Here is a 24,288-nt window from a genome sequence, read left to right on the forward strand (position 1 = left end):
AGTGCAATTTTGGATGTTGAAAAAAATCATAACGGAACTACTTTTATTGAAGTAAGTAATAGTAGTGAAGGAAATTTGGCCAGAAGAGGAATTTCTATTGGTAACGGACTACCGGGTAACTCTGTATACTTACTTTCTACATCCTCAAATTACAATCAGGTAAGTACCTGGGCAAGGGCCGGTGTTCTTGGAACCGATAGTCAACTCTCCAATGGTTTGATCCTTAGATCTTCCGTAGGAAACATAAGATTCCAACCTGGGGGTATCGATGATAAAATAGTTTTTACCCAAAGTGGAAATGTTGGAATTGGCACAACAGCGCCAAAAAGCAAATTGGATATCGGTACAAATTACTCTGAACCATCTACTTATCCCAATAAGATTACGCTATGGTCTGGAGGTGCAAACAACTATTTTGGTTTTGGAATCAGCAATGGAGATTTAGATTATTTCAGTCAAAGCAATCATCGCTTTTATACTGAATATAATGGTACTCCTGGTACAGAAAAAATGGTCATCCAATCCAATGGTTATGTAGGAATTGGAATATCAAATCCAAAAAGTAAATTAGACATCGGAACAAATTATTCTAATCCTTCAATCTACCCTAACAAAATTACGCTGTGGTCTGGTGGTCCTAATAATTATTTTGGTTTCGGAATTAGTAATGGAGATTTAGATTATTTCAGTCAGAGTAATCATCGTTTTTACACTGAATATAATGGTACTCCCGGTACAGAAAAAATGGTCATCGAATCCAATGGTAACGTAGGTATTGGTACTACTACGCCAAATGGCTGGAAATTAGCAGTGAATGGTAAAATTAGAGCAAAAGAAATAAAAGTAGAAACAGGATGGTCTGACTTTGTGTTTTATGACACTTACAGATTACCAACACTTGATGAAGTAGAACATCATATCAAAGAAAAAGGGCATTTAAAAGATATCCCAAGTGCAAAAGAAGTTGAAGAAAACGGAATTTTTCTAGGAGAAATGGATGCAAAATTACTTCAAAAGATAGAAGAGCTAACGCTGTATACCATTCAACAACAAAAGGAAATAGAACAACAAAATTCTGCATTAGCTAAACAAGAAAAAGAAATTTTGGAGCTAAAATTAATGGTAAAAGAGTTATTAGAATCAAAAAAATAAGAACTTTGTAAGGGTAGAATATTGTATCAAAATAATATATCCAAACAAATGCCTACTTTTTCATTCAATCATATAGCACTTTCGGTAAAAGATGTAGACGAATCTATTGATTTTTATAAAAAAGTACTGCAGCTTGATGAAATTGAGAATACAGCATCCAACTCCAAAACCAGATGGTTATCTCTGGGAGAAGGCAAGCAATTGCACCTCATTCCTCGCCCGGATGCAGAGATAAAAACCAATAAAGCTGTTCATTTCGCCTTAGCCACAGAAGATCTAAGTCCATTTATTAAACATCTGGAAGCATTACACATTGACTACTCTGACTGGAGAGATACGCCAAATAAGGATTATGTTCGAAAAGACGGGATCAAACAGGTCTATTTTCAAGATCCTAATGGCTATTGGATTGAAATTAATGAAGATGTATAATTTTTTGTTTTTAACGGCCTAATAAAAACAAGATACTTCAATACTATTTCATTACCTTAGAGATTCCCTATCAATAATCAAAAAGACGTATGACCAAAGAAGCTGCAGAAAGGCAAATCCACAAAAACAAGGTAACTGGAGACATCATACTTACCCCCCTATTCTATCGGGCACTTACCTATATTGTTGTGCTTGTTTTTTGTTTTATAACCTTATTCTCCATCTTATGGATGGTAATCTTAATACAAAAAGAAGGCTTTCTATCTATTGGTGGTATCCCGGTAATTACTTTTTTTGCTGGATATGGTGCATATGTTGGTTTAGTCTTAATTCGATATATAGGCACGAAGATTAGCTATAATAAAGACGGTTTTACAATCATCAAAAAAGGGAATAGTGTTAATTATCCTTGGTCTCAAGTTGCAAAAACCAAGTATTATGGCATTTTTAATGTTTTAAGATTGTTTAATGCAGAAGGTAAAACTATGTATACCATTCAAGGCACAACCAAATCCAATAAAAAGTTTATTCAAAAGATCAGTAGTGCTGTTGGATATACAACTGATGTATTTTAATCCCAGAAGAAATTAAACTAATACATACTTTCTTATGATACTTCTATACATTAGACAACGCTATGACATTTGATAACAAAGCAAATGCCGTATAAAAGTCAATAAAAAACCGTTATCATACTTTGGGTGAATCACTACTTTTAGCACCAAATAAAACAAACAAGAAAATGAATTGGATTGCGAGTAAAATAAGTGAAATCAGAAAAAAGAAAGGACTCAGACAAGAGGAATTAGCAGAACAAGCAAAAGTAAACTTAAGAACCATTCAACGAATCGAAAACTCAGAAAATGAACCGAGAGGTAAAACTCTTAGTTTGATTTGTGAGGTTTTGGAAATTGATCCAGTGGAGTTGATTTCGGAAGAAAAGAAAAATCAAGAAAAAAACATTGGAAAGAAAATAGTAAACCTCTTTTTTATCGTAGCACTTAATTTAATATTAACGGGAATCATTGGATTTCTGACTCTAGATTCTAATGCAAATACAAATAGTATATTTGGAGGATTTCTAGTAAGCATTTTTCTTCCATTCTTTATCGTATTTCTAAGTCAAAAAATAAGTGGCACTATACGGATGTTAAAATTCGGATTGGGGTATATCATTTATTTCTTTTTGGTGGTTATACAGCATGGATTCCCAACTGGGTTTGTGAGTGGGTTATTTCCTTGTCTTTTAATTAGCTTAGCTATATTATATTTTGGAAATGATTTTTTCAAAAATGTGGTATAAAAAGCTTTGTTTATATTCACTAACCTCCTACTTATTCAAAGATTCCAAATATAAGTTTGAAACAAAATAAAATATAAAATGATCCGACCTTATACATCAGCTGACAAAGAAGAACTATTACGAATTTTCGCCTTGAATACTCCTCAATTTTTTGATAAAAAAGAAGTCAAGGATTTTGAAGCGTATTTGCAAGAAAACGCTTCAACCTATTTGACTATTGAGGTTGATAATCGTATTGTGGGCGGCACAGGATATTATGTGAATAAAAATGACAAATCTGGCCGAATCACCTGGATTTTCTTTGATCCAGAATATGCAGGGCAAGGACTAGGAAAACAGGCTGTATACCATTGCCTAGAACTGTTAAACAGCCATAGTAATGTAGAAAAATTTGTAGTAACCACCTCACAACATGCCTATCAGTTTTTTGAAATATTTGGATTTAATACCTGTCGAATTGAAAAAAATTATTGGGGAGAAGGACTTGATCTCTATGAAATGGAAAAACCAAAATAGTGCTATTCCGTAAATGTTATTGACGATTAATCCTAACTAATATCAAACCTATATTCAACATATGTACTATAAATACTCTTACAATGATTAACAGAAACCGACGTTCAATAAGTAATAGCTAAACAACAAATACGTATTACAATTTTTCGACCTAACCATTTTTCTGCCCGCAACTTTCAGCTAAAAGCAAGATTAGTGTTTATAGTAGCGTTTTTCTATTTGTCTGGTTTAAATGCTCAGGTTAAATTAAAAGTAGAACCGGGAGTGCTTCTGGAAACTGATTCTGAAAACTTAGGACTACTGCTCAATATTGAACCACATGTAAAGGCCTCAGAAAAAACTGTAATAGGGTTGAGATTTGGAATTGCAGTAAATCCTCAAAAAATAAACATCGACAACGATTCGTCTTTTTTTATCGATGAATTAGATGACAATGGTATCATTTCATTTATACCCACATTTGATTATTATTTCAACATCAATCGCATTAAACCTTACCTGGGATTAGGTACTGGATACTATTTATTCAACAATATTGATGTTTCAAATAGAAACACTGCTTTAATAGTAGAAGGCAATGTTAAGAACCAGCTTGGATTTTTGATACGAGGAGGGCTTCAACTTGGGAATACAAAATTTGGATTGGAGTATAATTTTATACCAAAAGCTGATATTAAAATCGCCGATGATCAGATCATCGGAACCATCGACAATAGTTATTTGGGATTATCAATTGGGTTTGTTATTGTTGGGAAAGAAAAATTTGAAGAATGATTAATTCTACTCGTCAACTGCAAAAATCAATTTAATAGTACATCACTTGGAATTACCAGGATCCACTTTGCCTTTTAGGATATCAAATGCAAAAACCGAAAAAAATAGGGTTTATTTGTATTCTTCATTGTAAATAGAAAAAGTAAAACAAATTAACTATTGCGGTTCATGAAAATAAAGTTTCCCAAGACAGAAAGAATTCTAAGTCTTTCAGCAATGATTGTGAGTATCCTGACATTGATTATTTTTATTTATCAAACCAACATTATTAACCGACAAAGCAAGCTTTCGGTTAAACCTCGTCTATCCTTTGGAATTACGCAAACTACAGGAGACTCTATCGTTTCATTTACCCAATGGGTAAAAAACAAAGGGCTTGGACCTGCCATTGTGCAAAAGGCAAATATTCTGTACAAAAAAGAGCAGTACAAACTAGACTTCGATGCTTTTGCAATTAAAAAATTTCCACAAATTGAAGCGTATGGCAATATTGCAGAAACCGCTTCTGTGGAAGATTATACTACCCTGTCCTCTAATGAAACTTTAGTCATTTACAAATTTGATATCCCTATTGCCAAATTACCTCAACTTACTAAATATTTAGAGCTAGATCCTATAAGCCTTAATCCAAAATGGAAGTTTAAAATTCAATATACCTCGATGTATGAAAGACTACAGTAGCATTTTGGCCTACTACAGCCTTGACTTCGTTTTTTAATTTCTCTAATAATGGTCTGGTCTCCGGAGTGGATTTATCTGCCAAGACACCAATATTCACAGTTTTGGTAGTTTGTGAATATCCCAATAAACAAACTAAGGATAATACGAGTAATCCTATTTTTTTCATATTTCAAAGATGATTGTGTGTACTATTTCTTCGCTAAATTATAGCTGATTTAATCTTTTGCTCACCGACCAATACAAACGTTCGTAGAACTTTGAAAACTCTTCATACCATATCTCTGGTAATATGGACTGAAGTTCTTGATTCTGTTTTTCTACCAAAGTCTTAAAATGATCTAAGCGTTCTATTTTTGTAAGATCTGAGTCTTCACCAAGTTGCTTCATCTTCAAACTATAATATGAGGTGATGATACCAAATCGTCGCACGGTCTCCTCATCCATATTCGCATCATTTCTTATTTGATCGAACCAGTTTTGGATATACTGAATCTCTTCTTCTTGAAAAATTGTTGTAGTAGGTTTGGGAGCTGCTTTATTCTCTTTTGACTGACCACGAGCACTGAAGGACAACAATAACGTTAAGGAAATAAAAAAACATTTCTTCAGGTACATGTTGGTCGGTTTTGTATCTGTATACAAGTTACTAATTTTTGAGAGTTAGTCTTGTTTTTTCAAAAAAAATAGACGTAGAGAAAAATAAGACACTATTAATCAGCTTCTTAAATATCAAAAAAACTTCTACAAAAATCGGGAACTATAGTTGATACTCAACTATAACTAATTTGAGAGGATGCTGTTTACAAATAAAAAAGCCTTGTTGGATACAAGGCTTTTGAGAATGAGTATTTCTGACTACGAAATTTCTTTTTTCTTTTTGTAATGCACATTGTGTCTCCAATAAGACAAAGCTCCTAAAATCAGGATAAAGACGATAGAATAATATACTGAGCTAGGAGTAATCACTTTATCCCCGCTAGCATAAGAGTGTAATCCTTTCAAATAGAAATTCACTCCAAAATAGGTCATCAATACACTGTAAATAGCGATTACAGATAGTAAATTGAATGTCCATCTTCCTCTTAACCCTGGTACCAAACGCATATGGATTACAAAGGCATATACCATAATACTGATCAATGCCCAGGTCTCTTTAGGGTCCCAACCCCAGTATCTACCCCAACTCTCATTAGCCCACATACCTCCTAAGAAATTACCGATCGTCAACATCACCAAACCGATAGTAAGAGCCATCTCATTGATAATTGTAATTTCTTTGATGTTAAGTTCCATTCTTTTCTTGTTGGACTCTGTGGTAAGAATCGTAAGTAACAATGCTAATATTCCTAAAATTGCCCCGACAAAGAAAGGTCCGTAACTACCCACAATAATAGAAACGTGAATAAGTACCCAGTAGGAATCCAATACCGGTTGCAAGTTGGCAATGGCTGGATCTGTCCAGTTTTGGTGAGCAAAAAACAATATTATTGCTGCCACAAAAGTAGTAGCTGCTATGGTTAGATTACTTCTTTTACCGAAGGCCAAACCAATAGCCAGCGTCATCCAAGCAACATATATCATAGATTCGTAGGCATCACTCCAAGGAGCATGGCCAGAAACATACCAGCGTATAATCAATCCTGCGGTATGCAAAATAAACAATAAGATTACGATCCCGATGGTACCCGAAATAAGTCCTCTAATAACTTTAGAGTCTTTAAAAATCCTGAAAATCACAAATATCATCAAGAACAGTCCTATCATCATGTAGTAGCGATATAGAGTCCGGAAGATATCGTACTTGTTTAAAGCGATCTCTGCCTTGATTTTCTTGTCTGAAGGCAGTACCTCACTTCCAAACTTTTTCTGGTAACTCTTAATACTCTCTACATATTGATCTGATTTACTGTAGTCTCCTGTGGTTCGAGCTTCTTGCAAAGACTGTCTGTAAATCGGAATGATCTGACGAGTATATACCGAATCCATTCCAGAGAATTTATATTCGTTCAGTTCTGGCATCGAAACCCATTTGTTTCCTTCATCACCTTGCACAGGGAAAATCCTAAGAATACCACCGCCTAATGCTTGATTTAGCAAATAGAATTTCTCATGTGTTTTTAAGAAATCTTTCTCAAAACTACTTGGAGTATTGGTTTTACTAGCCTCTTCCAAATATGGATCCAACTTATAGGAACCATCTGGTTCAAAAAGATCGATCAGTGATACTCTTCGTTCAGTTTTTGGTACCCCTAAAATTCTACGGAGACTATCATTTTCTCGTTGTATTTCGATGATCGGAACACTATACCACACAAATGGATTCTCTACCATAGAAACAAAAACCTGATCTGCATTTAACCCCTCATAGGTATCTTTCTTGCTTATTTTTCGTAATAATTCTGAAGAAAACGTATTTACGGGTTTCATTCTCCCTCTTTCGTCCTGAATCACGATACTTCCAAACTTGGCTGCATGTTCTTTGGTTACCGCGTTGGTTTTGATCACAGAATCCAATTCCGCTTTTGTAGGGAAGGTTTGTACATGATCAGAATGCCCTGGTACTTCTTGCGAAAAAGAGGATATTGATATCCCTAATAAGAGAATAGTTACTAAATCTTTTTTCTTCGATTTCACTTTGCTTAACATCGCTTCCAAATCTTTAAAACGTGATCCTCTGGTAAACAGAATAAGCATTAATCCAAGGTATAATAGCATGTAACCTGCATAGGTAATCCCGGTTCCCCAGCGATCATGATTTACAGATAGCACAGTTCCTTTTTCATCTGGGTCAAAAGAAGCTTGAAAAAATCGATAGCCTCTGTGATCCAGAATATGGTTCATGTAGATATCGTATGGTCTAGAGTCATTATTTTCTACAATATCTACTTTACTCATATAGGATTTGTATACGTTCTCTGTGCCCGGGTATTTTTCAGCAATAAAATCATTTAATTTTAATGAAAAAGGAAGTTCCATTTGCTTGGATCCATATTGGAAATACATCTCTAGTCCTCCCAGAGATACTTGTGTCATATCATTAAGATATCCTTTACCTCCTAGCAGTTTTACTTCTTTTGTTTCACCGTTTGAAGTTACATCAAAAATTAAAGCGTCTTGTTGACCTTTGTCTTTAATCTCGATTGGTGTTACATCATAATTTCCTTTGATTACAGGATCTGGAATTACAAATTGCATCCCAGCCGTTTGATACAGAGATCTTAATTGTAGAGGCTGCAAACTATCTTTGAATACCAATCCCTGATGTTGATCCGCCATACGTAAATAGGATCCATCAAAAGGAGAATCTATAAAATACTCATCATTTTTGTAAGTAATGTTGATAGCACCTTTGGTAGGAGCATTAAAAGCCATCAATATATTGTGGATATTGGCTACTTCTCCTTCTTTTAGGAAATGATCATGTCTATTCCCTCCACTTGACTCTACAATTTTCAAATAATTCTCACCATTTTCTGAAGGAACTAAGCCCATTTCTGCTCCCATGATATAGTCTTTGTAGACAATGGTAACCGGCTGTTTGTTATAATCGGTCTGAATGGTAAAATCATTACCCGTAGCTTCAGCAAGTTCTAGCGGTTCGTAAACAATACGACGGAGTGGTTCTCCATCAATTTCACCATCCATAAAAATGGTTAAGTATGTTTTTTCAGAAAGGAACTTTGATGTGGTCTCTCCTTCTCTTATCGGCATTACTCCTTCATAACTAACATATCTAGTAACAAACGCTCCAACGATAATCAGGATAAAAGATAAATGCAATAACAGTGTAGCCCATTTTTCTTTTTTGTACAGACGATAGCGCACTATATTTCCGCAAAAATTGATTGCAAAAAAGACCATTATGGCTTCAAACCACCATGTATTATATATCCAAATTCGTGCTGCTGTAGTACCATGGGCATCTTCCAAAAAAGTGCCTATTCCCATAGCAACCGCAAATACAATAAACAATATGGCCATTAATCTTGTGGAGAACAAAATACTTGCAAGTTTTTTCTGCATAGTGACTTCTTTTTTTAGCTCGGCAAATTTAAGGTTTTTATGAGGATAAAGCAGTATTATTTAACAATTAGAATAAGATGTGTAGTAGAAGTGTATGCGTCCTAGAGCTAAACCGTATTTTGAGTTTTAACATAATAGGAAATACCCATTTTTCAACAATTCATGTAGTAAATGGTTTTCTATTCTTAATTTTAAGGTTACTTCCTTATTTTTGCCGCATGATAGAAGTTTGTCTTTTGGGGGCCGGAAACGTAGCAACACACCTATACCAAGCATTGAATGGGACGGAAGATGTGAATATTATTCAGTGTTACAATCGTAAAGGAATACAACTTCATCCCAATCAAGATGCTACCCAAGTAATAACCGACATAGCTGCCTTAAAAGATGCAGATGTATACATTGTTGCTGTTAGTGACGACGCTATCGCTCAAATTTCAGATCAATTACCTTTCCAAAATCGTTTGGTAGTGCATACCTCGGGAAGCGTTCCTATGACTGCTATTGCTGGTGATAACCGAAAAGGTGTATTTTATCCTTTGCAAACTTTCAGTAAAGATAAATCGGTAGAGTTCAATATAATTCCTATCTGTATTGAAGCCGAGGAAACCCAAGATTTAAATACATTAAAAAAATTGGCTTCGCTCTTATCCGACAAAGTATATGAAATTACATCCGCTCAACGTAATGTGTTGCATGTATCGGCGGTTTTTGTAAATAACTTTACCAATCATCTTTATACTATTGGCACCGATATTTGTGAGGCTTATGATGTTCCTTTTGAGATTTTGCATCCTCTGATCCAGGAAACCACAAAAAAGATCTTGGAAATCCCTGCAAAAGAAGCGCAAACAGGCCCTGCAATACGAAATGATCAACAAACAATAGCGCGGCATTTAAAAATAATGAATACCGACTCGCAAAAAGAAATATATACTATCCTTACCAAAGCTATACAATCAAAACATGGAAAAAAGCTATAAAGAATACTTACACCACATCACCACATTTATCTTTGATGTAGATGGTGTATTGACCGATGGAACTGTAATTATCAATACCGACGGAGAACTCCTAAGAACAATGAACATCAAAGACGGATATGCCCTTAAAACTGCCGTACAACAGGGGTTTAATGTTTGTATCATTTCTGGAGGAAAGAATGAAGGAGTTCGTAAACGTCTAAAAGGTTTGGGTATTACAGACATTTATTTGGGAGCACATCACAAAGTAGATCAACTAGATGAATATATGGACATCTACGATATTAAACCTGAAAACGTACTGTATATGGGTGACGATATCCCCGACTTGCCCGTAATGCAATTGGTTGGATTACCCACCTGTCCTCAAGATGCCGTTGCAGAAATTAAAGAAGTATCAAAGTATGTTTCTTTCAAAAAAGGAGGAAAAGGATGTGTTAGAGATGTTATAGAACAGGTTTTAAAAGTTCAGGGAAAATGGATTTCGGATTTTGACGCCGAAGCATAGACACAAATGATAGGATCGTTTTAAGTTCAACCATAGGAAAAATCTAACTTATGAAACTTGTTTTTGCAACGCATAATCAAAACAAACTAAAAGAAGTGCAAAAACTTTTGCCTACGTCTATTGAGCTATTAAGCCTTACTGATATTGGATGTACAGAAGATATTCCGGAAACTTCATCAACTATTGAAGGAAACGCTATTCTTAAAGCAAAGCATGTCAAACAAAATTATGGCTATGATTGTTTTGCAGATGATACCGGACTTGAGGTAGATGCGTTAAATGGTGCTCCAGGAGTGTATTCTGCCCGATATGCTGGTGACCAGAAAGACGATCATGCCAATATGGATAAGCTGCTAGCTGCGTTAAAAGGTAATTCAAATAGAAAGGCACATTTTAAAACGGTTATCGCATTAGAACTAGAAGATACGCTTCATACCTTTACAGGGATTTGCGAGGGAAGTATAACCACTGATAAAAAAGGAAATGAAGGGTTTGGTTATGATCCCATTTTTTTACCTGATGGACATCAACATACTTTTGCAGAATTATCACTTCAAGAAAAAAACAAGATCAGTCATCGTGGAAAAGCAGTACAACAATTGGTTGATTTTTTGAACGGTTAATTCACTCCTGGAAAAGCAAGCATCTCCCCCATACCTACGGTAAACAACCAGTTACCATAAATTGCATGTTCTACAGAGACCAAAGTCGTTGATTTTGTTTTCTGATAGGTATACGCAAAAAGTAATCCTCCCAAAAAAGTAAGCAACTGTACTAAAAAGCTTTTTAAAAAGATATGAGCCAAAGAGAACAAAATAGCATTGATAAAGATGAATAACCATTTGTTATTAATCAGAGATTCATATCGATCGTAGAAAAAAGTTCTATAAATGATTTCCTGAGGCCAAACGGATAAAAATGTATAGATAAACAAGATCATTACCCACAACTCTGGTCTTTTAAGCATTACAAAAAACAATTTATCAGGAGCCACAAACAACACATACGGAACGGTTACCGTAATAATAATCCCTAACTTCAATATAGTTTCTCTCCAAAAGGATTTCCAATAGGTCTTAGGAGGAAATTTTAATTTCAACAGACCTCCTCTTCGTAGCAATATCAGTATGTATATAAAGCATATAACGGTAAGTCCAGCTTTTATATATGCGGGATACGGAAATAAAAAACTAATGGGTAATAGCACAAAAAGAAATAGTAATTCAAAACCTTTATAAGCGGAATTATACATAGCAGAGTTTTTTACGAATTTCATTATAAAAAATGAAAGAACACAACATCTGGTTAATTTTGATAAAATTTTAAACAAATGTTCTTTCTCAACTTAAAGAAATCATAGCATATAAAAAGCCTCTATGGTGTAGAGGCCTTTTATTAGGGGTAATTAATTTTGGCTTAAGCCAAGTTGAGTTCAGTGGGGCTAATCAATATTTTAAAAATTTATATCGGTTGTAATCCTTGTCGTATATGTGGTAATCCGTAATACATCTTACAAACAAAATTACATTATTATCAATATTGATCGTCAAAGTACGAATTTAATCGACAAAAAGCAAAAATAGTGTTAAAAATGTTAATTTTTTACGGAAATTCTCAAAAAGAAAAGCCTCTTGGGGGAAGAGGCTTTTTAACAAGTTTTGGGGTCAATAATTCGGGGGAATTATTTTTTCCAGGGACAAAAAAAGTCTAAAAACAATCAAACAAACAATTCAAATTTTTCTTTTTCTCTTACTTTTCTCATTTACACTTCAAAAGTAGTACAGTATTCGAGATTTTATAGAAAAAGAGGGATTCAAAAACAATATTTTATCGACAAAAAACATAAATAATCGATTAAAAGCAAAATTTCATGTAAAAAATCTAAAAAAGAGGGAGTTTTTAAATGATGAGTACCGACTTTATCTACTAATTAACTGATCCCATACGTTGCATAAATTTCATTAATATCGTAACATTACATCCGAAAATTTTGAAAATCACGTATGGAAAGTCAAGACATTACTCCTTCTACCCCAAAAAATGAAGAAATTATAGAAAACAAAGCCCTTAATATTTGGGAAGCACTCATACCTGTAGTGATTTTGGTAATTATGCTATTCTATAATGTATTTGTTTTTGGTGATGATGCGTTGAGTGGAAGTAATCAGTTTATTCTGTTGTTGGGAGCGGCCGTGGCTGCGATTGTAGGATTCTTCAACAAGGTATCTTACAAACAAATGATGGAAGAAGTAGCCAATAATGTAAAATCCACTACTGGGGCTTTACTCATTTTATTAATGGTAGGTTCTTTGGCTGGTACCTGGCTTATCAGCGGAATTATCCCTACGATGATTTATTATGGGCTTCAAATCTTAAATCCAACGATTTTCCTTGCCGCCTGTGTAATTATCTGTGCAGTGATCTCTATTGCCACAGGTAGTTCCTGGACTACTTCGGCTACCGTAGGTATTGCACTTATAGGAATTGGTGATACTTTAGGAATCTCATTAGGGATGACGGCCGGAGCTGTAATTTCTGGAGCTTATTTTGGGGATAAAATGTCTCCCCTTTCGGATACTACCAACCTCGCTCCTGCTATGGCTGGTGGAGATTTGTTTTCTCATATCAAGTACATGACATACACCACGGTGCCAACCATTACTATTACACTTATTGTCTTTATCATCATTGGTTTTTCCATAGATACTTCTGGAACTCCACAGATAGGAGAACAATTAGCAGCGATAAAAGGGGCGTTTACCATTACGCCATGGTTGTTCATAGTTCCAATTCTAGTAATTGTTCTTATAGTAAGGAAGACACCTCCTTTGATTGCTTTGTTGGCAGGTACTTTATTAGGAGCCATCGCTGCAATAATCGCACAACCTGATATTGTTATGAACATTACAGAAAGTACAGAACTGACCTTTACCTCCGCCTATCAGGGAGTGATGAAAGCAATGACAGTTGATACTGCGGTAGAGACTACAAATGCACAACTCAATGATTTATTTACCTCTGGAGGTATGGCAGGAATGCTAGGCACTATATGGTTGATTGTATGTGCTATGGTATTTGGTGGTATCATGGACGCTATTGGAGCCTTGGCTACTATCAGTAAAGCATTATTAAAAATGTTTGATTCTGTGTTTGGTCTATTTGCAAGTACAGCGGCAAGTTGTCTTATTTTGAATGCTACTGCTTCAGATCAATATTTGGCGATTGTAGTACCAGGACGTATGTATGCAAAAGCATTTAAAGATAAAGGGTTAGCACCAGAAAACTTAAGTAGAACACTTGAAGATACGGGTACAGTAACATCAGTACTTATTCCATATAATACCTGTGGAGCGTATCAAAGTGGTGTATTAGGTGTTCCTGTTGTAGATTATGCCTTCTATGCGATCTTTAATTGGTTAAGCTTCTTTATGACCTTGATCTTTGCTGCTTTCCGTATAAAAATTAAACAACTGAAGGAGAATTAAATTCGATAAAAAAATAAAAAAGGAGATTCTTTTGAATCTCCTTTTTTTTATGATTATGCGTCAACAATCGGAATTGGTTTTTTATCATTACCAATGGCGACAAATTTAAAAGATCCTGTAACCGCAAGCTCTCTATTAAAACTATACATGTCCTCTTTGTAAATATCTACTTTTACCGTACAACTGGTTCTCCCAACTGCTTCTATTTTTGCAATTAACTCTACAATGGTGCCTCCTGGAATTGGTTTTTCAAAATCAACTTTATCCGAAGAGATCGTAACTACCTTCTTTCGGCTAAAACGAGTTGCACAAATAAAAGATGCCTCATCCATCAATTGCAGTGCAGTACCTCCAAACAAGGTTTCGTAGTGATTTGTGGTATTGGGAAAAACGGCTTTAAAGATTCTGGTTTCAGATTTTTCTATTAATTCTTCAATAGTATTCATATGATGATGATATAGTTTTTTCTTATATAGATTTATGCCAAAGGTAAATCATATCGCAGTATCTTTGCTATGTATTTAAAAAACTTCCAATGGATATTATAGAAAGTTTACGTTGGCGTTATGCCACCAAAAAATTTGATGCTGAAAAAATTCTTCCAAAAGAAAAGATCGATATACTTACCGAGGCCTTTAACCTAACTGCTACATCATATGGGCTTCAACCACTTAAACTCATTGTGATACAGGATAAAGGGTTACAAGAAAAATTGGTAGCGCATTCCTGGAACCAAAATCAGGTGGTCCAGGCCTCACATCTACTCATTTTTTGTATCGAAACGCAAATAGGAGAAACATATATCGATTCTTATTTTAAAAATGTAAAAGCCATAAGAAATACTGCCGATGAAATCTTGAAACCTTTTAGGGACCAACTGGTAGATTCTTTTAAAAATAAACCTAACGAAGAGATTGCAAACTGGGCCGCCAAGCAAGCCTACCTTGCTATGGGTAACTTATTAACGGTATGTGCCTTAGAAAAAATTGATGCCTGTCCTATGGAAGGTTTTATCCCTCAAAAATATGATGAAATTTTACAACTTGACGAAAAAGGTTTGACCTCTGTCTTGGTACTCCCTGTTGGGTATCGAGCAGAAGATGACATGTTCTCTGATTTTAAGAAAGTACGACGCTCTACCGAAGACACCATAATAAATATTAGTTAAAAAAATATAAAATAGCAACAAGCATATAAGAACTCTTTTCGGTACTTTTGCCGAAAAGAGTTTTTAATATAATACCACAACTAGCTATGCCAGGATTTGAATTATTTGGTGAAGAAGAAAGGAAAGAAGTACAAGACGTTTTGGATAATGGAGTCTTAATGCGTTATGGTTTTGATCCTATGAGAAACGGTCATCATAAGGCCCTCGAACTTGAAAAAGATCTGGCAAAGCGAATGGAAACCAAATACGCTCAATTAGTTTCTAGTGGTACTGCAGCACTTACTGTTGCCCTAGCTTGTGCAGAAATTGGTGCGGGAGACGAGGTAATCATGCCTACTTTTACTTTTGTGGCAAGCTTTGAAGCCATACTTTCTGTAGGCGCTGTTCCTGTACTATGTGATATAGATGATACGCTTACTTTGGATCCAAAAGCAGTAGAAGCTGCCATCACCCCAAAAACAAAGGCAGTTATGCCTGTACACATGTGTGGATCTATGGCAGATTTAGCCGCACTAAAAGCTATTTGTGATAAACATCAGCTTATTTTGTTGGAAGATGCCTGTCAGGCTATTGGAGGTACTTATGACGGAAAACCTCTGGGAAGCTATGGGGATTTAGGATGTTTTTCTTTTGACTATGTGAAAACAGTGACCTGCGGTGAAGGTGGTGGTATTATTACCAACTCTGAACTATTTGCTGATAGAGCTCACAAATATCACGATCACGGACATGACCATATTGGTAATGATCGAGGTGCAGAAACGCATCCATTTTTGGGATACAACTATCGTATTTCTGAATTAAACGCAGCGGTTGGAATTGCTCAATTGCGAAAATTAGATCATACGCTTTCTGTACAAGAAAAGAATTACACGGTATTCAGAAATGCATTAACCGAAATCCCTGAAGTTACTTTTAGACGTGTACCGGAACCCGGAGTTGAAAACTACTCTTTCTTAAATATATTTTTACCCAATGAAGATATCGCAAGAAAAGCGCATAAAGCATTGGGAGCACATGGTGTAGATGCTTGCTTCTACTGGTTTGACAACAACTGGCACTATTACAAAAAATGGGAGCACCTTCTAGAACAAAAGTCTTTGGGCAAATTGTCTCCCGAAGTACAGTCCGGATTACAAAAGAACAATCGGTCTTTTGATGCCAGCGATGCATGGATGGGAAGAACCATTTCTTGTTTAGTGAAACTGGGTTGGTCTGAAGAGGAAACCCAAGAACGAGCTGCAAACATGGTAGCCGCTATCAAAAGTGTATTATAACTATATAGTTCGAATTAAAAGATCATACATTCTCCATCATTTGGAATGAATACTTTTTCGGACAAACCTATGTTAGCAACTTCCTCTTTTAGTTGTGCTCTGGTTGTTGGGCAATGGTTCACAGATTCCATATGGTTGGCAATAACATGGCCCGGTGCATCCTTGATAAATTGAAGAATGTCTTCCATAGTCATTAACAACGGTTTGAATATATCAAATTGAGCAGAACCTGTTGCCAATACATTAATATCTGGTTGGTATTCTGCAAGCACTTTTTTTACGTCATCCGTATAAATCGTATCAGAACTGATATAAATTGAAGGTTGATTAGGGAACTGCATATAAAACCCCATGACATTACCAGCAGGTTTTGCAATAAAACCATAGCCATGACGAGCAGGAATCCCTTCAATTTTACCACCTAAAAAGGCTACTCTTTCCCAATAGTTAATCTCCTGAGAAATATTCAAGCCTTTTTTCTCCAAAGCAGATACATCTTTTACACTGCAAATAATGGGTATGTTTTTGGAACGAAGGAAATGCTCTGCCTTTTTATCCAAATGATCCGGATGCAAATGAGTAAGCAAACAATGTGTTGTCTTTGAGATAAGCTCCATAGCGGTAGTGGGTAAATCAACTGTAGGATTACGTTGCGGTCTGAAACGGAAAAAGGTAAAGGGTGGTCCCGTTTCTCCTTTTTGTCCCAACATTGGATCTACCAGGATTACTTTATCTTCTATTTCTATGACCAGAGTAGCATTTCGAATATGATGAATTTTCATTTTCTATTAGGTTTTAAAAAAAATACACTACAAAAATCTAAATATGAAATGAATAGAAGGATACCAAACGGCTACGAATAACTACCATTTTGATAAGACAGTCGATACTCTTTTGGAGTTAGGCCTGTTTGATTCTTAAAAAATCTCGATAGATGGTTCGATTCAGAAAAGTGAAACATGTCTGCTAATTCTTCGATTGTAGACATGGTAAACAGTAATTTCATTTTGATTTCAAAAGCTAATCGAGATTTTAAAAATTCGGTGGTCGTTACATTAAAATGTTTACTGATCGCCTTATTCAAAGTAACTCTACTTACCTTCAAGATATCGGTATAATCATCGATACGCTGTTTTTCGTAGATATGTTGTTCCACTAATTTTCGAAACTGATACGCCAGATTATGATTAGAAATAGTAGAAGCAATACCATACTTCTCTGAATACAAGCGATTTAACTGAATTAGAAGATAATACAAAATAGAACGAATAAGATGAACGCTATCGCTTTTAGGATGTTGTAGATCGTTTTTTATTTCTTTTAGCTTTGCTAAATAGTCATTCTTAATATTCTCAGAAACATTGAGATGTAATGGAAAATCTGTTTGATAAAAATACAGTAAACGATATGTGAAATATTGATCGGCAAAAAAATCATTTAAGAAATTTTCTTGGAAGACTAATACTGTAGCATCAAATTTTTCTTGATCCACATCCCATTGATAACGTTGATTTTCAGTAATGAATACAATGCTATTATCTTCAAGAGTAATCGTTTGATCATTTAGCAGTAATGTACCATTAGCTTCCTTGATAAAAACAATTTGAAAAAAGTCGGTAGTATATACATCATCAGAAAAGACGATGCTACTTTCATATTTGATCCGCAGCACATTAAGAAGAAGATCGACTCCGCATAAACTTTTATTAAACTTTACGTGTTTCATCCACCATATGGCTAGTTCTTCTTCTATTTTTTAACAAAACCAAATAGCATTCGGTTCTATTTGTATCGCACTAAGTGTAAAAGATTAATTACGTACTAATAATTGACGTAATCTACGATTTCGAGTCCATAACCAATCATCCCTACTCTCTTTTGTTGTACCGTATTAGAGACTAATCGAATTTTATGGATGTTCAAATCATGAAGAATCTGTGCACCTATACCAAAATCTTTACTGTCCATCATGATTTTTGGTGCTTTTACTACATCTTCTCCATTCTGAATTTCTTTTAATCCTTTTAAACGTCCTAAAAGGTTCAAGGATTGACTTTCCTGATTGATAAAAATAATAGCCCCTTTTCCTTCGGCATTAATCCTTTGGAACATAGCATCCAAACGTTTATCCGCATTGTTGGTCAAGGTTCCCAAAATATCATTATTAAATAAGGTAGAGTTTACTCGAGTCAACACTGGTTCGTTGTCATTCCAGTTCCCTAAAGTAAGTGCTATATGGATTTGGTTATTTGTAGTTTGTTTGTAGGCTCTTAATCTATATTTCCCAAAACGAGTCACCAAATCAAAATCTTCTTTTTTCTCGATCAAAGAGTCATGCTGCATTCTATAGGCTACCAAATCTTCTATAGAAACCAGTTTTAGGTCGAACTTTTTGGCTACTTCTACCAGCTGTGGTAAACGAGCCATTGAACCATCTTCGTTCATGATCTCTACAATAACTCCTGCTGGTTTTAGACCTGCTAATCGGGCAAAATCTATTGCGGCTTCAGTATGACCTGTACGTCTTAATACTCCCCCCTCTTTTGCCTTGAGAGGAAAAATATGACCAGGTCTCGCCAATTCATGAGGTTTGGTATTTGGATCAGTAAGTGACAACACGGTTTTTGCTCTATCGGCAGCAGAGATACCTGTCGTAACTCCATTCCCTTTTAAATCAACAGAAATGGTAAAAGCCGTTTCCATAGGGTCTGTATTATTCCCTACCATCATATTCAATCTCAAATCTTCACAACGGTTCTCGGTAAGTGGCGCACAAATAAGTCCTCTACCATGCGTAGCCATAAAATTGATCATCTCTGGAGTCACCTTTTCTGCAGCAGCCAAAAAATCCCCTTCATTTTCTCTATCCTCATCATCTACTACAATGATCACCTTTCCCTGCCGAATATCTTCAATAGCTTCCTGAATAGTATTCAACTTGATCTTACTGGTAGTCTCCTTAATTTCTGACATAGTATTCCGTATAATTTAGATGCAAAGATATTCAAAAAAGAAGACTATTTTTCTTCTTTTGAGAATCGTTTTGCAAAGAAATCTTTAACAGGCTGAACAAAGTTATCAAAGTTAAAAATACCCTGATCCGTTGTTGCTCTTCGAGTAAGAAAGATACTGAGTGGAAAAATAATAAAGGTAGAAAGCCAGGAACCTATAAAAGGGGGTATCCCTCCTTCTTCTGCACTATTTTTTGCAAAAATACCGATAAAATGATAGGTCAAAAACAGCACTACACCGATTACAATCGGCAATCCCATTCCTCCTTTTCTGATAATTGCTCCTAGCGGTGCTCCTACAAAAAACAGAATAATACAAGCAACTCCCAAAGCATATTTATCATGCAGTGACATTTCGTATTTATTCAAAGCTCTTTTGAGCGCTGTAGTTGTACTTTGGGTAGAGTTAATTTGTCTGATAACTCCATCAGCATTAGAAAAAGCCAACTTATAAATCTGTACTTTTTGTTTGGTATCAAAGTAATCCTTCAGGTCTAAAGAATCTTCGGTTGCTTTCGGGAGTGTATCTATTTTAATATTCTTATTTAGTTCTTTTAAGCCATTTCTTTTTTCAATATTGTCTATTACCGATTCGAAATCTTTATTTACCCGATCAGACAAGGTATCGATCTCGTGCCTCAGTTCGTTCACATTCAACATATTGTAGCCTTTTCGATACTGCTGCGCATCCATATCTACATTATCCAAAGAAGACAGATCTATGTTAAGTAAGTACTTTTCAAAATGAGTTTTGGCAAATGGGATCTTTTTTCTTCTTTGTGGAGAACGTTGCTGGATTTCGTCATAATAATTCCCATCCTTAAGTATCAGTGTAATTAAGTCAGAATCTGTACTTCCTCTCAATTCTCCATCTACCGCTTTAATTACTGTAAAATTACCTGGTCTTGCTGCTTTTTTGTGGATGATGATATCTCTTAGAAATTGATCATTATCCCCATACTTCTCGGCAACCTTAATATTGATATCTCCCAGATCATTAAATTGATTGGGAGCGATTACCATAGCGGGTTTGACCTTTACAATGTTTTTCCTGAGATTAATGAATCTTTTTTCTGAAGATGGAATTACAGTATTCGAAAAAAGAAAAGCTCCTATTCCTACAAAAAAGATAAAAACAGCTAGTGTTCTCATCGCCCGTTGTAAAGAAATTCCTGATGATTTCATTGCAGCAAACTCATAATTTTCTGCAAAACTCCCGAAAATCATAATGGAAGTCAATAAAATTGTAAGCGGCAGTACCATAGGAATTAACCTTGGAGTCGCGAACGTCAAAAACTTAATGATTACAGAAAAATCCAGGTCCTTTCCTGCCAACTCAGATATAAACAACCAGATTGTTTGTAATAAAAGAATAAACATAATAATGAAGAACAGTGGAAAAAACGTCTTCAAAAAGGTTGATAAAATATATCTGTCAAGAATTTTCATTCACTTTAATTTCCTAATCAATATTCATACAGGTGACACTACATAATGCCATTTCAAAAACTATTAAAAGACAAAGAACGTGTATTTTTTAATACCCGTTCTTTTGTTTATCATAATTTTATGCAGATCAATCCAAACGATTGATATAATAGCTATCGTACTTAGACTCATCAAAAATGAATAAGGTCTCTGATAGCGGTTGATTCGTTTTAAAACTGGTTACTGTAAAGGTTACATTAGAACCATTGTTTTGTTTCTGAATCATTTTATAAATGTGCTTTGTTTGCTTATCGATTCCTAGCAATACTTCTTTCAGATCACTTCTCGAATCGATCGGTATCAACTTTACAAACTGAATTTTACGACCTTGCACATTCTGAACAATATCCATTTTATAGGTATACCCTTCTTCATAAAAAGTCAACATTTTGGATGGAGTAATACTGTTGTCGTCATCTTCATCCTGCGACGAAATATTAATTTCCTCATCTTCAGGTACAATCACATGTAACTTTTTACCATCATACATCTGCTCTGTTCCCATCAAATTCAAAAGGTATTTATTTCCTTTTAAAGTAACGTCTCCCCTAGTTTCCTGAGATACATTTTCTGCTGGATTATTGATAGCATATTTAAATCCTATCACAATATTACTGTAACTTTTTACCTTTTGGGAAACCTCATCCAATAACCCCTTTGCATCCTGAGCTTGCATTGCAGCGGCTCCCATAAAAAGTACTGCAAATACTACCTTTTTAATCATTCTATTTAATTTCTTTGTTTTTGTGTGTATCATTATAAATTGGGTGTTAAATTCTATGATCACTCATTATCTAATAACTGTTGAAGTGCCACCAAATCTGTAACCAACACTTGTCTTGCTTTACTACCTTCAAAAGGCCCTACAACTCCGGCAGCCTCTAACTGATCGATCAAACGACCCGCACGATTGTACCCTAATTTTAGTTTCCTTTGTAATAAAGACGCCGATCCTTGTTGTGCTGTTACAATAACTTCAGCTGCTTCTTTAAACAGTTTATCTCTATCGCTTTTATCTATATCAAGACTTGTGCCACTTTCTTCTCCCACATACTCTGGAAGCAAATGCGCATCTGGATATGCTTTTTGGCTACCTATATACTCTGTAATGCGTTCTACTTCTGGAGTATCTACAAAAGCACACTGGATACGGATAATATCATTTCCTTGGGTATACAACATATCTCCTCTACCGATTAACTGATCAGCTCCTCCCGTATCTAAAATTGTTCTAGAATCAATTTTTGAGGTTACTCTAAATGCAATTCGCGCAGGGAAATTGGCCTTAATCATACCCGTAATTACATTCACCGAAGGTCTTTGCGTAGCAATGATCAAATGGATCCCGATAGCACGCGCTAATTGCGCTAATCGAGCAATTGGAGTTTCAACTTCCTTTCCTGCAGTCATAATCAAATCTGCAAATTCATCAATCACCAAAACAATATAAGGTAAAAATCGATGTCCGTTTTCTGGATTTAATTTTCTAGTCTTAAACTTAGCATTGTACTCTTTGATGTTACGCACCATGGCCTGTTTGAGCAGATCGTATCGGGCGTCCATCTCTATACATAATGAATTGAGTGTATTTATTACCTTGGTATTATCGGTAATAATTGCCTCTTCAGCATCAGGTAATTTTGCCAAGTAATGTCTTTCGATTTTATTAAATAAGGTCAATTCTACCTTTTTAGGATCTACCAATACGAATTTAACTTCTGCCGGATGTTTTTTATACAATAGCGAAGTCAGAATCGCATTAAGACCTACCGATTTACCTTGTCCTGTAGCACCAGCCATCAACAAGTGAGGCATTTTGGCCAAATCCGCTACAAAGGTTTCATTAGAAATGGTTTTACCTAGAGATAATGGCAATTCCATTTCAGCATTCTGAAATTTTGGTGATGCTATAGCAGAACGCATTGAAACAATAGTTGCGTTTTTGTTTGGCACCTCTATACCAATAGTTCCTTTACCAGGTATAGGAGCGATAATCCGAATACCCAAAGCAGCGAGAGAAAGAGCGATATCATCTTCAAGATTCTTAATTTTTGAAATTCGGATACCAGCTTCGGGAACGATCTCATATAGTGTTACTGTAGGCCCTACAGTAGCTTTTATTTGAGCAATTTCAATTTTATAGTTCTTGAGTGTCTCAACTATTCTATTTTTATTTTCTTCAAGCTCTCCCTGATCAATAGTGATCCCACTGCTATTTGCCGTATAATCCTTTAATAGATCAATGGTAGGAAATTTGAAGTTCCCCAGCTCTAAAGTAGGATCAAACTCCCCAAAATCCTTCACCAGTTTATTACTGATATTTTTAACTTGTTCTTCTTCGGTAGTGGTCTCTACCTCCATCGCAATATCTTCTGGATTATCTTCGGATTTAATAACTAGCTTGTCAGGAACATCATTATCTCTATTCTCAGGATTCCCATAAAACTGATTGATAGTAGGATTCAGCGTAATTTCATTATTATCAGTATTGGTTGCAACAACTTTTACTGGTTCTTCCTTTTTCTTTTCTACTTTTTCTCCATTCTTGGATCTGGCAATAATGGCATCAATTTTTTCTTTAATCCCAGAAGAAGAAGTCTCAGGTTCTTTTTCTATTGTTTCTTTTACTTCATTATTAACCGCAGCAGGTTTTGGTGATGCTTCAAAATCATCTGCAATCACTTTTTGTGTCTTCTTGATAGAGGCAGTTAATTTCTCCGGCGTATATCGCAAACGGATTACAATGTATATGATGGCAAAGAACGCCAATACCAATACCGTACCAATAAAACCTACATAATCTTGTAAAAGGTCATTGATCTCATATCCTATTACACCGGCCAAAAGACCACCTTCTTTTTGCACAAAACCAAAAACTACCGATACCCAGATCATAACCAGAACTCCCCAAAACCAGAATCCAGCCAGCTTCTTTTTATTCAAATCGAAGAACAGGTAAACCCCGGTAAGTGAAGTAAGCACCGGAAGCACCAAAGCTGATATTCCGAAACCTTGAAAAATGAAAAAATGACTCACTTTTGCTCCAGATTTACTTAACCAGTTTTTTGCAGTAGAACTTCTATTATAAAACTCTGAAATTTCGCTTTGATCCATTTTCCAATTGAAGAAAAATGAGATAAACGCGAAAAATAATCCTATTCCCAGAAAAAACAAGAAGCTACCCAAAACTACTTTCTGTTGCCTGGATAAAGTGAACCTTTCTTTTAAAGAGGTTTTTGTTTTTTTTGTGGTTTTCCTTTTTGTACTTACTTTTCTTTTAGCCATTATTTTAATGTCTTATCGCAAAAATACGAATATCTATATTGGAACGTAAAAATGCCTTAAAAATTTTCTTTTATCCTTATAACTACCAAAAGTTAAAACCATAGAATTATAACATTTTGAGGGCTGAATTTAATAATTACTTAACGATTTAATTTATTAATAATCAGTATCTTGAAGAGATTTCAAGAACTGCTTGATTCTT

General features: G+C 35.2%; 24 protein-coding genes. 13 read left to right on the forward strand and 11 right to left on the reverse strand.

Annotated features, from left to right (window positions below):
• The 7 genes from ACXAGJ_RS23870 to ACXAGJ_RS23900 form a co-directional block, all read left to right on the forward strand.
• A partial coding sequence (locus ACXAGJ_RS23870; RefSeq protein ID WP_474843586.1) for a hypothetical protein occupies positions 1-1,152 on the forward strand: 1,152 nt, incomplete at its 5' end.
• Positions 1,153-1,200: 48 nt separating this feature from the next.
• Complete coding sequence (locus tag ACXAGJ_RS23875; protein WP_474843588.1) at positions 1,201-1,584, forward strand: VOC family protein; 384 nt, start codon at positions 1,201-1,203, stop codon at positions 1,582-1,584.
• Between the two features lie 89 nt (positions 1,585-1,673).
• Positions 1,674-2,159: a hypothetical protein gene (locus ACXAGJ_RS23880; protein WP_474843590.1), complete on the forward strand. Its 486-nt coding sequence runs from the start codon at positions 1,674-1,676 to the stop codon at positions 2,157-2,159.
• A 167-nt stretch (positions 2,160-2,326) separates the two neighbouring features.
• Entirely contained in the window at positions 2,327-2,887 is a 561-nt protein-coding gene (locus tag ACXAGJ_RS23885) for a helix-turn-helix domain-containing protein (RefSeq protein WP_474843592.1), read from the forward strand.
• A 78-nt stretch (positions 2,888-2,965) separates the two neighbouring features.
• Positions 2,966-3,403: a GNAT family N-acetyltransferase gene (locus tag ACXAGJ_RS23890; protein WP_474843594.1), complete on the forward strand. Its 438-nt coding sequence runs from the start codon at positions 2,966-2,968 to the stop codon at positions 3,401-3,403.
• A 195-nt stretch (positions 3,404-3,598) separates the two neighbouring features.
• Complete coding sequence (locus ACXAGJ_RS23895) at positions 3,599-4,177, forward strand: hypothetical protein (RefSeq protein WP_474843596.1); 579 nt, start codon at positions 3,599-3,601, stop codon at positions 4,175-4,177.
• A 168-nt stretch (positions 4,178-4,345) separates the two neighbouring features.
• On the forward strand, positions 4,346-4,858 hold the full coding sequence (locus ACXAGJ_RS23900; protein ID WP_474843598.1) for a hypothetical protein: 513 nt from the start codon (positions 4,346-4,348) through the stop codon (positions 4,856-4,858).
• On the opposite strand, the gene ACXAGJ_RS23905 is transcribed toward ACXAGJ_RS23900, so the two are convergent.
• The 3 genes from ACXAGJ_RS23905 to ACXAGJ_RS23915 all read right to left on the reverse strand — a co-directional run bounded on the left by ACXAGJ_RS23905 (position 4,818) and on the right by ACXAGJ_RS23915 (position 8,881).
• Complete coding sequence (locus ACXAGJ_RS23905) at positions 4,818-5,024, reverse strand: hypothetical protein (RefSeq protein ID WP_474843600.1); 207 nt, start codon at positions 5,022-5,024, stop codon at positions 4,818-4,820. The genes ACXAGJ_RS23900 and ACXAGJ_RS23905 overlap by 41 nt on opposite strands.
• A gap of 38 nt (positions 5,025-5,062) precedes the next feature.
• Positions 5,063-5,473, reverse strand: coding sequence for a hypothetical protein (locus ACXAGJ_RS23910; protein ID WP_474843602.1), 411 nt, complete (start codon positions 5,471-5,473; stop codon positions 5,063-5,065).
• A 240-nt stretch (positions 5,474-5,713) separates the two neighbouring features.
• Positions 5,714-8,881, reverse strand: coding sequence for a cytochrome c biogenesis protein (locus tag ACXAGJ_RS23915; protein WP_474843604.1), 3,168 nt, complete (start codon positions 8,879-8,881; stop codon positions 5,714-5,716).
• Between the two features lie 218 nt (positions 8,882-9,099).
• Here ACXAGJ_RS23915 and ACXAGJ_RS23920 point away from each other — a divergent pair, with 218 nt between their 5' ends.
• The 3 genes from ACXAGJ_RS23920 to ACXAGJ_RS23930 are packed head-to-tail and all read left to right on the forward strand — an operon-like array spanning position 9,100 to position 10,995.
• Complete coding sequence (locus tag ACXAGJ_RS23920) at positions 9,100-9,864, forward strand: Rossmann-like and DUF2520 domain-containing protein (RefSeq protein ID WP_474843606.1); 765 nt, start codon at positions 9,100-9,102, stop codon at positions 9,862-9,864.
• Positions 9,848-10,372: an HAD hydrolase family protein gene (locus ACXAGJ_RS23925; protein ID WP_473286366.1), complete on the forward strand. Its 525-nt coding sequence runs from the start codon at positions 9,848-9,850 to the stop codon at positions 10,370-10,372. The genes ACXAGJ_RS23920 and ACXAGJ_RS23925 overlap by 17 nt, the downstream gene beginning before the upstream one ends.
• 50 nt (positions 10,373-10,422) lie before the next feature.
• Positions 10,423-10,995, forward strand: coding sequence for a non-canonical purine NTP diphosphatase (locus ACXAGJ_RS23930; RefSeq protein ID WP_474843608.1), 573 nt, complete (start codon positions 10,423-10,425; stop codon positions 10,993-10,995).
• On the opposite strand, the gene ACXAGJ_RS23935 is transcribed toward ACXAGJ_RS23930, so the two are convergent.
• Positions 10,992-11,624, reverse strand: coding sequence for a CPBP family glutamic-type intramembrane protease (locus tag ACXAGJ_RS23935; protein WP_474843610.1), 633 nt, complete (start codon positions 11,622-11,624; stop codon positions 10,992-10,994). The two genes, ACXAGJ_RS23930 and ACXAGJ_RS23935, sit on opposite strands and share 4 nt — an antisense overlap.
• A gap of 751 nt (positions 11,625-12,375) precedes the next feature.
• Between ACXAGJ_RS23935 and nhaC the strand changes: the two genes are divergently transcribed.
• Positions 12,376-13,857 carry a Na+/H+ antiporter NhaC gene (nhaC, locus tag ACXAGJ_RS23940; RefSeq protein ID WP_474843612.1) on the forward strand — a complete coding sequence of 494 codons (1,482 nt, stop codon included), beginning with the start codon at positions 12,376-12,378 and terminating at the stop codon, positions 13,855-13,857.
• A 53-nt stretch (positions 13,858-13,910) separates the two neighbouring features.
• On the opposite strand, the gene ACXAGJ_RS23945 is transcribed toward nhaC, so the two are convergent.
• Positions 13,911-14,303: an acyl-CoA thioesterase gene (locus ACXAGJ_RS23945; protein ID WP_474843614.1), complete on the reverse strand. Its 393-nt coding sequence runs from the start codon at positions 14,301-14,303 to the stop codon at positions 13,911-13,913.
• A gap of 89 nt (positions 14,304-14,392) precedes the next feature.
• Here ACXAGJ_RS23945 and ACXAGJ_RS23950 point away from each other — a divergent pair, with 89 nt between their 5' ends.
• Both ACXAGJ_RS23950 and ACXAGJ_RS23955 read left to right on the forward strand, forming a co-directional pair.
• Complete coding sequence (locus tag ACXAGJ_RS23950; RefSeq protein WP_474843615.1) at positions 14,393-15,025, forward strand: NAD(P)H-dependent oxidoreductase; 633 nt, start codon at positions 14,393-14,395, stop codon at positions 15,023-15,025.
• A gap of 86 nt (positions 15,026-15,111) precedes the next feature.
• The gene (locus tag ACXAGJ_RS23955) at positions 15,112-16,302 is read left to right on the forward strand and encodes a DegT/DnrJ/EryC1/StrS family aminotransferase (RefSeq protein WP_474843617.1); all 1,191 of its coding nucleotides are present in this window, start codon (positions 15,112-15,114) and stop codon (positions 16,300-16,302) included.
• A 14-nt stretch (positions 16,303-16,316) separates the two neighbouring features.
• Here ACXAGJ_RS23955 and ACXAGJ_RS23960 read toward each other — a convergent pair whose 3' ends face one another.
• From ACXAGJ_RS23960 to ACXAGJ_RS23985, 6 genes are all read right to left on the reverse strand, one after another.
• Positions 16,317-17,084 (reverse strand): MBL fold metallo-hydrolase, encoded by a 768-nt coding sequence (locus ACXAGJ_RS23960; protein WP_474843618.1) that lies wholly within the window; start codon positions 17,082-17,084, stop codon positions 16,317-16,319.
• 71 nt (positions 17,085-17,155) lie between these two features.
• Positions 17,156-18,028, reverse strand: a complete 873-nt coding sequence (locus ACXAGJ_RS23965) for an AraC family transcriptional regulator (RefSeq protein ID WP_474843620.1) — start codon at positions 18,026-18,028, stop codon at positions 17,156-17,158.
• Between the two features lie 95 nt (positions 18,029-18,123).
• Positions 18,124-19,275 (reverse strand): 3,4-dihydroxy-2-butanone-4-phosphate synthase, encoded by a 1,152-nt coding sequence (ribB, locus tag ACXAGJ_RS23970; protein ID WP_474843622.1) that lies wholly within the window; start codon positions 19,273-19,275, stop codon positions 18,124-18,126.
• A 44-nt stretch (positions 19,276-19,319) separates the two neighbouring features.
• Entirely contained in the window at positions 19,320-20,762 is a 1,443-nt protein-coding gene (locus ACXAGJ_RS23975; protein ID WP_474843624.1) for an LptF/LptG family permease, read from the reverse strand.
• A 127-nt stretch (positions 20,763-20,889) separates the two neighbouring features.
• Positions 20,890-21,525 (reverse strand): outer membrane lipoprotein periplasmic chaperone LolA1, encoded by a 636-nt coding sequence (gene lolA1, locus ACXAGJ_RS23980; RefSeq protein WP_474843625.1) that lies wholly within the window; start codon positions 21,523-21,525, stop codon positions 20,890-20,892.
• A gap of 59 nt (positions 21,526-21,584) precedes the next feature.
• Positions 21,585-24,086, reverse strand: a complete 2,502-nt coding sequence (locus ACXAGJ_RS23985) for an FtsK/SpoIIIE family DNA translocase (RefSeq protein WP_474843627.1) — start codon at positions 24,084-24,086, stop codon at positions 21,585-21,587.
• Positions 24,087-24,288: the final 202 nt, after the last annotated feature.

It is taken from the genome of Aquimarina sp. AWH4_224, assembly GCF_056160245.1.

Bases quoted from the DNA above. Each gene is read 5' to 3' on its own strand.
- ACXAGJ_RS23975 (WP_474843624.1), bottom strand. From the start codon at position 20,762: ATGAAAATTCTTGACAGATATATTTTATCAACCTTTTTGAAGACGTTT.
- ACXAGJ_RS23905 (WP_474843600.1), bottom strand. From the start codon at position 5,024: ATGAAAAAAATAGGATTACTCGTATTATCCTTAGTTTGTTTATTGGGA.
- ACXAGJ_RS23930 (WP_474843608.1), top strand. From the start codon at position 10,423: ATGAAACTTGTTTTTGCAACGCATAATCAAAACAAACTAAAAGAAGTG.
- ACXAGJ_RS23915 (WP_474843604.1), bottom strand. From the start codon at position 8,881: ATGCAGAAAAAACTTGCAAGTATTTTGTTCTCCACAAGATTAATGGCC.
- ACXAGJ_RS23890 (WP_474843594.1), top strand. From the start codon at position 2,966: ATGATCCGACCTTATACATCAGCTGACAAAGAAGAACTATTACGAATT.
- ACXAGJ_RS23955 (WP_474843617.1), top strand. From the start codon at position 15,112: ATGCCAGGATTTGAATTATTTGGTGAAGAAGAAAGGAAAGAAGTACAA.
- ACXAGJ_RS23925 (WP_473286366.1), top strand. From the start codon at position 9,848: ATGGAAAAAAGCTATAAAGAATACTTACACCACATCACCACATTTATC.
- ACXAGJ_RS23900 (WP_474843598.1), top strand. From the start codon at position 4,346: ATGAAAATAAAGTTTCCCAAGACAGAAAGAATTCTAAGTCTTTCAGCA.
- ACXAGJ_RS23965 (WP_474843620.1), bottom strand. From the start codon at position 18,028: ATGAAACACGTAAAGTTTAATAAAAGTTTATGCGGAGTCGATCTTCTT.
- ACXAGJ_RS23945 (WP_474843614.1), bottom strand. From the start codon at position 14,303: ATGAATACTATTGAAGAATTAATAGAAAAATCTGAAACCAGAATCTTT.
- ACXAGJ_RS23910 (WP_474843602.1), bottom strand. From the start codon at position 5,473: ATGTACCTGAAGAAATGTTTTTTTATTTCCTTAACGTTATTGTTGTCC.
- ACXAGJ_RS23880 (WP_474843590.1), top strand. From the start codon at position 1,674: ATGACCAAAGAAGCTGCAGAAAGGCAAATCCACAAAAACAAGGTAACT.
- ACXAGJ_RS23950 (WP_474843615.1), top strand. From the start codon at position 14,393: ATGGATATTATAGAAAGTTTACGTTGGCGTTATGCCACCAAAAAATTT.
- ACXAGJ_RS23920 (WP_474843606.1), top strand. From the start codon at position 9,100: ATGATAGAAGTTTGTCTTTTGGGGGCCGGAAACGTAGCAACACACCTA.
- nhaC (WP_474843612.1), top strand. From the start codon at position 12,376: ATGGAAAGTCAAGACATTACTCCTTCTACCCCAAAAAATGAAGAAATT.
- ACXAGJ_RS23935 (WP_474843610.1), bottom strand. From the start codon at position 11,624: ATGTATAATTCCGCTTATAAAGGTTTTGAATTACTATTTCTTTTTGTG.
- ACXAGJ_RS23885 (WP_474843592.1), top strand. From the start codon at position 2,327: ATGAATTGGATTGCGAGTAAAATAAGTGAAATCAGAAAAAAGAAAGGA.
- ACXAGJ_RS23985 (WP_474843627.1), bottom strand. From the start codon at position 24,086: ATGGCTAAAAGAAAAGTAAGTACAAAAAGGAAAACCACAAAAAAAACA.
- ACXAGJ_RS23960 (WP_474843618.1), bottom strand. From the start codon at position 17,084: ATGAAAATTCATCATATTCGAAATGCTACTCTGGTCATAGAAATAGAA.
- lolA1 (WP_474843625.1), bottom strand. From the start codon at position 21,525: ATGATTAAAAAGGTAGTATTTGCAGTACTTTTTATGGGAGCCGCTGCA.
- ribB (WP_474843622.1), bottom strand. From the start codon at position 19,275: ATGTCAGAAATTAAGGAGACTACCAGTAAGATCAAGTTGAATACTATT.
- ACXAGJ_RS23875 (WP_474843588.1), top strand. From the start codon at position 1,201: ATGCCTACTTTTTCATTCAATCATATAGCACTTTCGGTAAAAGATGTA.